The 10,112-nt window shown below is 46.0% G+C and carries 9 protein-coding genes, 1 tRNA gene and 1 pseudogene; 8 read left to right on the top strand and 3 right to left on the bottom strand.

What is annotated here, in order from left to right:
* The first annotated feature begins 101 nt into the window (after nt 1–101).
* From L2082_RS16230 to L2082_RS16220, 3 genes are all read left to right on the top strand, one after another.
* Nucleotides 102–365 (top strand): hypothetical protein, encoded by a 264-nt coding sequence (locus L2082_RS16230; RefSeq protein ID WP_446011966.1) that lies wholly within the window; start codon nt 102–104, stop codon nt 363–365.
* A gap of 74 nt (nt 366–439) precedes the next feature.
* Nucleotides 440–1,141 carry a hypothetical protein gene (locus L2082_RS16225; protein ID WP_446011965.1) on the top strand — a complete coding sequence of 234 codons (702 nt, stop codon included), beginning with the start codon at nt 440–442 and terminating at the stop codon, nt 1,139–1,141.
* A gap of 316 nt (nt 1,142–1,457) precedes the next feature.
* On the top strand, nt 1,458–2,465 hold the full coding sequence (locus L2082_RS16220; RefSeq protein ID WP_446011964.1) for an IS1 family transposase: 1,008 nt from the start codon (nt 1,458–1,460) through the stop codon (nt 2,463–2,465).
* A 68-nt stretch (nt 2,466–2,533) separates the two neighbouring features.
* Here the strand turns inward: L2082_RS16220 and L2082_RS16215 are convergent, their stop codons facing one another.
* Nucleotides 2,534–2,725: a type II toxin-antitoxin system ParD family antitoxin gene (locus tag L2082_RS16215; RefSeq protein ID WP_446011963.1), complete on the bottom strand. Its 192-nt coding sequence runs from the start codon at nt 2,723–2,725 to the stop codon at nt 2,534–2,536.
* Between the two features lie 143 nt (nt 2,726–2,868).
* On the opposite strand from L2082_RS16215, the gene L2082_RS16210 reads away from it, so the two are divergent.
* The 4 genes and pseudogenes from L2082_RS16210 (at nt 2,869) to L2082_RS16195 (ending at nt 8,487) form a co-directional block, all read left to right on the top strand.
* Nucleotides 2,869–3,306 carry a recombinase gene (locus tag L2082_RS16210; protein ID WP_446011967.1) on the top strand — a complete coding sequence of 146 codons (438 nt, stop codon included), beginning with the start codon at nt 2,869–2,871 and terminating at the stop codon, nt 3,304–3,306.
* A 71-nt stretch (nt 3,307–3,377) separates the two neighbouring features.
* A pseudogene (locus L2082_RS16205) lies at nt 3,378–3,653 on the top strand (AAA family ATPase); the annotation flags it as partial.
* 8 nt (nt 3,654–3,661) lie between these two features.
* A complete protein-coding gene (locus L2082_RS16200) occupies nt 3,662–4,927 on the top strand; it encodes a metallophosphoesterase family protein (RefSeq protein ID WP_446011962.1) in 1,266 nt (421 codons plus the stop codon).
* Complete coding sequence (locus L2082_RS16195; RefSeq protein ID WP_446011961.1) at nt 4,924–8,487, top strand: AAA family ATPase; 3,564 nt, start codon at nt 4,924–4,926, stop codon at nt 8,485–8,487. The genes L2082_RS16200 and L2082_RS16195 overlap by 4 nt, the downstream gene beginning before the upstream one ends.
* 40 nt (nt 8,488–8,527) lie before the next feature.
* On the opposite strand, the gene L2082_RS16190 is transcribed toward L2082_RS16195, so the two are convergent.
* Nucleotides 8,528–8,601: transfer RNA gene (locus L2082_RS16190), tRNA-Gln, on the bottom strand.
* A 58-nt stretch (nt 8,602–8,659) separates the two neighbouring features.
* The gene (gene xerA, locus L2082_RS16185; RefSeq protein ID WP_446011036.1) at nt 8,660–9,607 is read right to left on the bottom strand and encodes a site-specific tyrosine recombinase/integron integrase; all 948 of its coding nucleotides are present in this window, start codon (nt 9,605–9,607) and stop codon (nt 8,660–8,662) included.
* Nucleotides 9,608–9,704: 97 nt separating this feature from the next.
* Here xerA and xseB point away from each other — a divergent pair, with 97 nt between their 5' ends.
* Nucleotides 9,705–9,944 carry an exodeoxyribonuclease VII small subunit gene (gene xseB, locus L2082_RS16180; protein WP_446011037.1) on the top strand — a complete coding sequence of 80 codons (240 nt, stop codon included), beginning with the start codon at nt 9,705–9,707 and terminating at the stop codon, nt 9,942–9,944.
* Nucleotides 9,945–10,112: the final 168 nt, after the last annotated feature.

Here is a 10,112-nt window from a genome sequence, read left to right as displayed (position 1 = left end):
AGGCTGAATTCCGCCTGGAAAGTGTTCGACATCAAGCTGCAGTAACACTGACAAACGAAAAAAAATGCTTATTGGGCATCTCGGACAACTGAAATTGCTCTATGCTGGGGTACTTTTCAACACCCTTATATGGTGTCTATTTGCTTCACCCAGTCGTAAATCTGTATGCCGGTTACGCTTTACGTAAAGTTGGCTTGGAAAACTCCGCATTACTATTTGCTGTTGTAGTTGTGTTAACAATTGCCGCAGCTATCATTAGTTTTAATGTTTTTGAGAAAAAGATTATGAAACTCGGAAAAAGAGTTACGTCAATTCATCCCAATTTGGTAGCGAGCGCCGAAAACGCCAGCCCAACAAGGCCATAAACTCGGACAGTAAAAAGCTACGCTGCGCTCCGCTTTTTACTGCCGGTTATGGCTGGCGTTAGCAATATAAAAATATGGAAACACTAACAACTATAAGTCAAGCAGTCGCGATAATCTCAGCATGTTGGGCAATCATTTCTGGTGTAGGTGCTTGGAAACGCGAATTTATAGGAAAACGAAGAATTGAATTAGCTGAAGAAGTATTAGAGGCCTTTTTTCAGCTCAAAGACGACATTGCATATATTAGAAACCCATTTTCAAATACTGAAGAGGGAAAGACAAGAGAAAAATCTCCTTCAGAAAGACCTGAAGAAAGTGAATTATTAGATCGGGGCTTCGTTGTTTTTGAAAGGTACAATAAAAGAAAAGATAACTTCATTAAATTCAATACGTTAAAATACCGTTTCATGGCTTCTTTCGGTCCAGAGGTTGAAGAAATATTTCAGGAAACAGAAGAAGCCATAAACAAAATATTTGTTGCTGCAAGAATGCTAGCAACACACTATTGGCCGAGACAGGGTCGTGTCCCTATGTCAGAAGATGAATTCAAAAAACATCTGGAAGAAATGAATAAACATGAAGGTGTGTTCTGGGATTATATGAATCAAGAGGATGAGATAAGAATAAAACTCTCAAAAATCCAAGAAAAACTAAATCATATTACCAAGCCATGCTTTGAAGAACCAATAAAGACATATGATATTTTAACTAAAAAAATAAAAATTTTCGCTAACAAAACGTTCCAGCGGAAGCCGAAACAGCCCGGCTCTCGCTGAACTCCACGTTATATTGGTTTACTAGGATTTGAACAATGCGTATGGGAAATTAAAAGCCCGGTTCAGTAAAATGTTCTTTAAAGGAAGTACAAATGCAATATCTTTTGATTGTAGTGGGCATCGTTGCTCTTATCGAGTATTGGTATATAACCTTACCGGCTGTTTTCTGCCTATTTATACCCAGTATCATCCTACACTTTAAGAAAGAACGCTACTTCGCTAGCGAGGAGTTTATAGCACGTAAGAAAGAGATGGCACTGGGCTCCAACTGCTGCAAATGGTTTTCTTTAGGACGCTGATGTGTTAATTTCAGGGCATGAAAACACTCACCGAACTCCATTGTCCCGAATGTCAGTCATTAAAAAATGACCCTTTCAAAAAATACAATACGGTCCATAACGGCGAACGCATCCTGCTCAAATGCGATGAATGCGACAACGTTTTTTCCGAGACGGCCGGTACGCCCATGCAGGATATCAAGTCACCGATCAGCAAGGTTGCGTCGGTACTGAAAATACGCAGTGAAGGCATGGGGCTTCGTGCGACCGGTCGCGTCCTCGGAATGCATAAAAATACGGTATCGACATGGGAACGGCTGTTTGGCGATCAGAAAGAAACATTGATGCTCTACAGCTTCTGTCACGAGTTTGTTTCGCTTGTCTTCGAGGGCGATGAACTCTACACCGTTGTCGGCAGGCGTACCGATGCACATGCCTCGGAAGGATGGACAGCCGTTATCATGGAGCGAAGCAGCCGGTTCATTGTTGACCAACGATGCGGAGCCAAAGATGCCGCCTTGTTCGAATCAGTCATGTCGACCGTTTGTGAATATATATCGCAGACCGGAGATCTGTCGTTCTTCTCGGACGGAGAGCGTCGTTACGGTAATACCCTCTTCGCGTTCTGTGCTGAAGCGTTACGAAACGGCAAGCCCGGTCGCCCGCCGAAAACGCTGCCTAAGGGGTTAAAACTACGCGTAAAAAATAAGGGTGATCAGAAACATAAACGTGGCCCGAAGCGGAAGAAGTATCAGGCACCTCTCAGAGAGCATCCCGAAACAGATCAGGAGCTGGACGAGTCGAATATCCATGCGAATCATGTCGAAGCGAACAATGCGGCGATGCGCAGGCGCAACAGCGCGTTTAGACGGCGTACAAACACGTATGCCAAGACAGTTCTAGGGCTTCAGCGCACCCTTGATGTGTATTGGGTAATCCATAATTTTGTTCGAAAGCACTGGACAACGGGAGAAGTCCCTGCTGTCGCTATGGGCGTATTGTCTGCTCCGTTAGGCCTTGAGGACATACTGATGATGCAAAAATAAGAATACCCGGTGGACGAAAAAAGGAATTCCAGGCTCCTAAAACGCTCAGTTGAAGTAGTTCGAGCCCACTACCCAAACCCGCTTTCTTCACCCTGAGCAAGCAGAGTGCGGAGTGTTTCAAGCTGAGTCTCAGTGGTTTCAAGTAAACGCAGCCCGGCCCTGATAACCTCACTGGCAGAGCCGTATCTTCCATTTTCCACACAACCAGTAATAAAATTGTCAAAATGGGAGCCAAGAGTAACACTTGTATTTTTAGCCATAAATTTTCCACCTTAATCTTGAATAAGTACCAATATTCGGTATTGTAACAACATGTGTGGAACAGGTCAATTCAGGCGACGGCATGAAAGTACTGATGCAGGTTGTTAGATACCGACAAACCCTCAAACAACGGAGCATTAAAATGGACGACTACGAAAAATGGGAACAAGATTGCAAAAAGATCAAAAAAGCGAACAAAGGCCTATTAAATGAATTTGAGGCATGGCTCAAAGCAGCTGGTCTCTCGGAAAAAACGATAAAGAAGCATCTTGAAAACGTTGACTTTTACCTCAATGAATATCTGCTGTACGAGGATGCAATTGAAGCAAAAGATGGTGCTGGCGATGTCGGTATGTTTCTTGGCTATTGGTTTATAAAAAAGGCAATGTGGGCAAGCAAATCAAGCATCAAGAGCAACGCAACAAGCCTGAAAAAGTTTTACACCTTTATGCATGAGAAAGGCTTGATAGAGAAAGAAGAGCTGACAGAACTGAAACAAGAAATCAAAGAAGAGATGCCGGAGTGGCTGGAAACCTTGGACCGCTATGATGATCCCTCAGTTGAAGATGTTTGGTGCTAGAAAACCCAAAGAACAACGTGAATGCACTTGGATGAAAAAAAACTTCCGCTTCTCCTGTGTGAGAAAACATTATGGCCAACATAGAAGGATTCAGAATCAAAAATTTCAGGTCGTTGAAGGACGTTACTCTTGGGCGATTGTGGAATAAGCAAAAAGTCAAGCCTCTCACGCCCATGACTGCGGTTATCGGGAAAAATGGTGTCGGGAAAAGCACCCTCTTTGATGCCTTTGGTTTCCTGGCAGATGCCTTGAAATCAGGCGTTGAAGAAGCGTGTGACTCTCGTGGTCGAGGGGGCTTTAAGCGCATCAGGGCACAAGGTCAACAAGAGCCCATCGAATTTGAGGTGTAATAAATATGTTCAAATTCATTCATGCAGCTGATCTTCATTTAGATAGTCCGTTACGCGGTTTATCCCGATACGAGTCTGCTCCGGCTGAATCCATACGAGATGCCTGTAGGCGTGCGTTTGAGAACTTGGTGGACCTCGCAATAGAGGAAAAAGTGGACTTTGTCTTGTTGGCCGGTGATCTGTATGACGGTGACTGGAAAGATTACAGCACAGGCATATTTCTCAGCAAACAGATGGGACGATTAGGGCAGCATAACATCCAGGTATTTGCGGTGTCTGGCAATCATGACGCAGCAAATCGAATGACAAAATCCTTAGACAGCCCCTCGAACATGACAATGTTTTCTCCAAGGAAAGTTGAAACGGTTAAATTAGACAACCTTGGTGTAGCGATTCACGGACGCAGCTTTCCGACCCAACATGTTGACGAAAATCTGGCTGCGGATTTTTGCCCTGCGGAAAAGGGATTTTTCAATGTCGGGCTCTTGCATACAAGCCTTGGCGGTCGTGAAGGCCATGCTCCTTATGCACCGTGCTCATTGGATGATCTTCGTTCCAAGGGCTACCAATACTGGGCTTTGGGGCACATACACAAACTGGAAATCGTCGAAAAAGAACCGCATATTATCTTTCCCGGCTGCATCCAGGGCCGTCATATTCGTGAAGCCGGTGCAAAGGGCTGTGTCCTTGTCTCTGTGGATGACGGTATTGTTGCTGAAATAGAAAAGATACCTTTGGATGTACTGAGGTGGTCTTTGTGCGATATTGATCTGACGGACGTCGATGAAAAACGCAAGGTTGTAGAGCGTGTTCGACAAAGTATTGAACACGAACGGGCCATGGCTGAAGACAGACCGCTCGCTATGCGGATACGCCTGCAAGGGGCCACCAGGATTGCGGATGAACTTGCGGCTGACCCTTATAGAATTGAGCAGGAAATAAAGGCCCTGGGTGCCGAAACCGCCGGGGAAGATTTGTGGATAGAGCGAGTAGAGAATGCAACCACCGGTAAACTTGATTTGGAATCAACGTTGGCAGATGACAACGCTATGGGGAGATTGCTGAAAGAAATTCTGAATATCACCAAGGGGACGGACGATATTGACGGATTGTACAACAAGATCGCGGAACTCAGACAAAAGGTACCAGCCGAGGCATTTAGCGATAGCTCTCTTGTAAATCTGGATGACGAGCAAACTGTCCCTCGAATCATTGAAGAAGCAAAACGTATGTTGATCAGCAGGTTACTTTCAGCAGGAGGTGCGAAATGAGAATTGATCGTCTTGATTTGCTTGCTTACGGCCTATTTACAGAGCAATCCTTAGACCTCACTGAGGGTAACCCTGGATTACATCTCATCTACGGTGATAACGAAGCAGGTAAAAGCACTTCGCTTCGATCCCTTATCGCTTGGCTGTTCGGTATCCCCGCCAGGACTAACGACAATTTCCTGCATTCAAATGCACAGCTGCGAATCGGGGGACAGTTGCGACTTGCAGATGGTACAAGCATTGAGTTTACAAGAAAAAAGGGCAACAAGAACACCTTGCTGAAATACGGTACCAACGAAGCATTGGACGATACTGTTCTCATACCCTTTCTTCCCGCAAACATTGACGAAACCCTCTTTACAAAGCTTTGGGGCATTGATCATGAACGATTGATCGCAGGAGGCCGCGAACTGCTGGAACAGTCCGGTGACCTTGGTCAGGCTCTTTTCAGTGCAGCAGTCGGGACGGCGAATTTACGAGAAGTTTTGACTGACATGCAAAACAGTGCGGACAATATTTTCAAACCGCGTGGTTCCAAGGCGGTATTGAACCAAGCAATAGCCGGCTATAAGGATGCCCAAAAGAGAATAAAAGAGGCAACCTTGCCTGTTTCTGTCTGGAAAAAATTACAAAAAGAACTCTCAGAAATGACAGCGGCCATTGAGAAAATCGAGCAAGACATTAAAGCGAAAGACAAGGCGAAAAGTCGCTTGGAACGGGTCAAACGCGTAAAGGGGGCCTTGGCCGAGCATCGGAGTGTTGTGGAAAAAATTGAAGCTCTGGGTCAGGTCGATCTGATGCCGGAAGATTTTGAGGAAAAGAGAAAAACCGCGAGCAGCAATCTTCAATCGGCCAATGAGACCAAAGAACGATTAAAAGCAAAATTGCTGAGTTTAACAAATGAATCAAATGCATTAAACGTGAGAAACGACCTCCTTGAAAACGAAGAAGCTATCTTGGCTCTTCACAAGGAACTCGGAGCCGTCGAAAAAACCCTCATAGACCGTCCGCAGCAGGACGGTAAAAGGCGATTGCTACGTAACGAGGCAGAAACCCTGCTCAAAACTGTTCGCCCGGATGTTGGTTTGGATCAAGCCGACGACTTGCGCCCTCTTCTCAATAATAAAAAATGGCTTTCAGGATTAGCCCGAAAACACAGCTTGTTGGTCCAGAACAAGGAACAGGCAGAGGCCTCCATTAGGGATATTGAGGACGGACGCAAATCGCTCCAAAACGAATTAGACAATACTTCACAATCCAACCTTGACCTGAAAGAGCTCAAAGCCGCGATTGCAGTAGCTCGAAAAGCCGGCAATGTGGAACAACGGCTCGCCGAAGCGCAAAAACAGGCGGCTAACGAACATGAGGCATGCCATAACGAACTCACAAGACTGGGAAGGTACACGGGTTCGCTTGATTCCGTATTGACGCTCTCTCTGCCTGTACCTGAGACCTTGGATCAGTTTGAAAAAGAAAGTGACTCGTTGTCAGAAGAATTCAAAAATACGGCTCGAAAAAAGCAGGAAACTGACGAGGAAAAAAGGCAAGCAGAACAAGACTTGAAGGCACTTTTGCTGCAAAGTGATGTGCCGACGCTTGCCGATTTGGAAAAAACGCGGGATGTAAGAACTCTCGGCTGGCAGCTGATCAAACGAAAATATATCGAACAAACCGATGTTGCTGCAAACGAAGTTACTGAAGACGAGCTTGCTGCATACGCACAGGATGGTGATTTGCCATCCGCATACGAAAAGAACGTCAAGTCTGCTGACCGCATATCTGATCGCCTCCGGATGGATGCTGATCAGGTCGTTAAGCGGGCAGAGCTGGAATCAAAGATAGCAACTCTCCGATTGCGAATTGATGATCTATTAAAAGCCCTCGAAAACCTGAAAATAGCACAAAATGATCTCCAAGCAAGGTGGTCAACTATCTGGAACCCGTTGAATATAGAGGCCGGTACTCCGAGGGAGATGAAGCAATGGCTTCTCAGAGTGGAAAACCTTATTAAAAAAGTCCAAACCGCCAACCACTACTCAACAAATGAGAAAAATCTCACCGAAGAATCCGAACAACTGAAACAGGCTATTTCAGAGCAAATATTCAAATTCGATGCATCAGCAGAAACTCAGGGTATGAGTCTTGAATCCCTGATTTCGTTGTGTGAGCAGCGAGTCAAGGAAGAGGAAGATATTCGTGAAAAACAACACCGGAATGAACATTTGCTCAAAGAATCCAAAATTCGTCTCAAGAGACAACAGGATGAGTTGAAGTCAGCCGGGATAGACCTTTCAAGCTGGACGAAGGAATGGAGCAAGGCCGTAGAGGGCTTGGGGTTCAAGGAAGATGTTCATCCTGAGCAGGCCACTGAAACTTTTGACAACCTCCTGTCTTTCTTTGACAACTATGACAAATCCGAAGAGCTGCGCAGACGGATATACGGGATGGATCTGGTTGAAAAAAAATTCGAGCAAAAGGTATTTGAGTTTGCGGATAGCATAGGGTTTAAAAAAGAAGGACTGGAGGCATCAACGATCGCCTCTCACTTAAATAAAGATCTGAACTCGGCACGCGAGGCCCGCGCAAGCCTGACTGAAATAGAGTCCCAATGCAAAGAAATTAAAGATGAAATCGAGAATACCGATATCACGATCCGAAATTCCGAGAAACAGTTGGCCGATTTAAGAGTACAGGCCAAGGTCGAAACCAATGAAGAATTATTGGTCGCCAGTGAAAAATCGAAAAATAAACGTGAGCTACAAGGAAAGTTGGAGATGCTCGAACAGGAGCTCAATAGAAATGGCGACGGCCTGCGTGTTGAAGATTTAGAACAAGAGTCAGAAGCATTGGATACAGATGCAATTGAGAGTGAACTTGAAATGGTCTCCAATGAGTTGCAAGAGCTTCATGACGAACGGGATACTTTAAGGGATAGCCAACATACGCTGCAACATGAAATCAACGCAAAGGATGGGAGTGCCTTGGCTGCCAATGCATCGGAAGAGGCAGAAGAACACCTTGCCAGCATAGCCTCGAATGCAGAACAATACCTTCGTTTCCAGGCTGCTGCACTTATCCTTGAACAGCAAATTGAAAAGTACCGCAAGACAAACCAGGCCCCGGTTCTGTCCAGAGCAGGTACATTGTTTTCCAGACTGACCCTGGGTTCCTATGCAGGGCTCCGCGACGAATTGGATAACAAAGGGAATCCCATATTGTTGGGAGTACGTCCTGATGACCAAGAGGTTGCTGTCGAAGGCATGAGCGAAGGTTCACGAGATCAGCTTTATTTAGCCCTGCGCCTGGCCACACTTGAACAGCATCTGCGCAAGGGAGAACCCATGCCCTTTGTAGTGGACGATATTCTCATTGGCTTTGACGATAACCGTACCCAGGTCTGCCTGGAGGTTCTTGCGGAGTTGGCATCAAGTACCCAGGTGCTTCTTTTCACCCATCACAGAAGAGTTATTGAACTGGCAACACCCATTGATGCGCAGGCAGGGGTTTTTGTCCATGAGATCAGCAAAGACAGTGCGGGCAGGCAAATTTACTCTGCATGAGTAAAAATGTTGAAAAACGAGATGAGAAAAACAATAAAAATGGCTGGGGGACAGGGATTCGAACCCCGATAAGCGGAGTCAGAGTCCGCTGTCTTGCCTTTAGACCATCCCCCAGTAGCTTGGAAGGTTGAGGAAATATAAAGAGAAGGGCGAAGGATGTCAAGAGAAAATATTATTCCTGCTCGTCCTTTTTTTGAGCCTGGGGATGGGCATCATCATATACCTTGGTCAGGTGCTCCAGATTGAGATGGGTGTATTGTTGGGTGGTGGACAGGCTGGCATGACCGAGCAGCTCCTGAACCATGCGTAGGTCCATGCCCATTTCCAGAAGATGGGTGGCAAAGGAATGTCGGAGGGCATGGGGCGTGACCCGGATAGCAATACCTGCCCGCAGGCCGTAGTTGGCAACCATCCGTTCAACGCTGCGCACAGTGAGCCGGGTGCCTCGGTTGTTGAGAAAAAGGGCCTCCCGCTCTGGTGCATCACCACGAGTGATGCGACCAGCAATCAGGCGATTGCGTTCAGGCAGCCATTGTTGCAGGGCCTCACCAGCAGTACTGCCAAAGGGAATAAGGCGCTCCTTTTTCCCTTTTCCTCGTATCTTGATCAATTCAGCAGTAAGATCAGCATCTGTGAGATTAATGGCAACGGCTTCAGATACCCGTATGCCTGTGGAGTAGATCAACTCCATAATGGCCTTGTCCCGTAAAAAGAAGCGGTCTTTTTTCTTGGGTTCTTCCAGCAGGCTGAAAACTTCATCCACTGTGAGATAGGTCGGGATATGGCGGGAGCGTTTGGGGCCTGCTATACCTGCCAGCGGATCAATGTTGATGTGTCCCTGTCTGAGGCAGTAACGGAAAAAGGTGCGCAGGGCAGACATCTTGCGGGCCACTGACGAGCCGGTGTTGATCAGATAGAGCGAGGAAATATAGCTGCTCACATGTTCCCTGGTGACTTCTTCTGTGCGTATCTTTTGCTTAATACTTTGGAAAAACTCGCTGACATCGCGTGAGTAGCACGCCACTGTGTGCGAAGAGTAACCACGTTCGATTTTCAGCCAGTCTGCAAAAGCATCTAAATGCGAGGTATTCATAAAACAGGTATTGAAAGCCTTTTTCATCCGGTTTACAATAAAAAAAATTCTCTGAAGAAAACGAGATAGTCATTGTACTCCTGCTGGAATATGATGCAACCGAGATTTTTATCCCTAAGCGTCTATGGCCAAGAGAACATTTGAAAATGCCCTGACAAAACTGGACCGAATTACTGCTGAGTTGGAGCAGGGAGACCTGGGGTTGGACAACAGCCTGAAAAAATTTGATGAGGGGGTCCAGCTGGTCCAGTTCTGCAATGAAAAATTGGAAGAGGCCCGCTCTCAGGTCGAGTTATTGCTGAAGAAGAACGATACCCTGACAGCCACTCCCTTTACAGAAAAATCCGGGGGGATGTCGGATTAAGACAACGTAATATTGTGTAACCGTTCACCCCCCTCATTCCACACAAAAAAAGATTGGACAAAAAAAGAAGATCACGATAGTTTAAGGGTCACAACGTTTTTTACGAGATCTATCCACGTTCTGAGTTCGCATGCACCTATCCAGAGAAGAGTTGCGAAAAATAGATAA

The sequence above is a fragment of the Candidatus Electrothrix sp. genome (assembly GCF_052785085.1).
The sequence above is the reverse complement of the archived record's forward strand: the minus strand, read 5'-3'. Positions and strand labels throughout refer to the sequence as shown.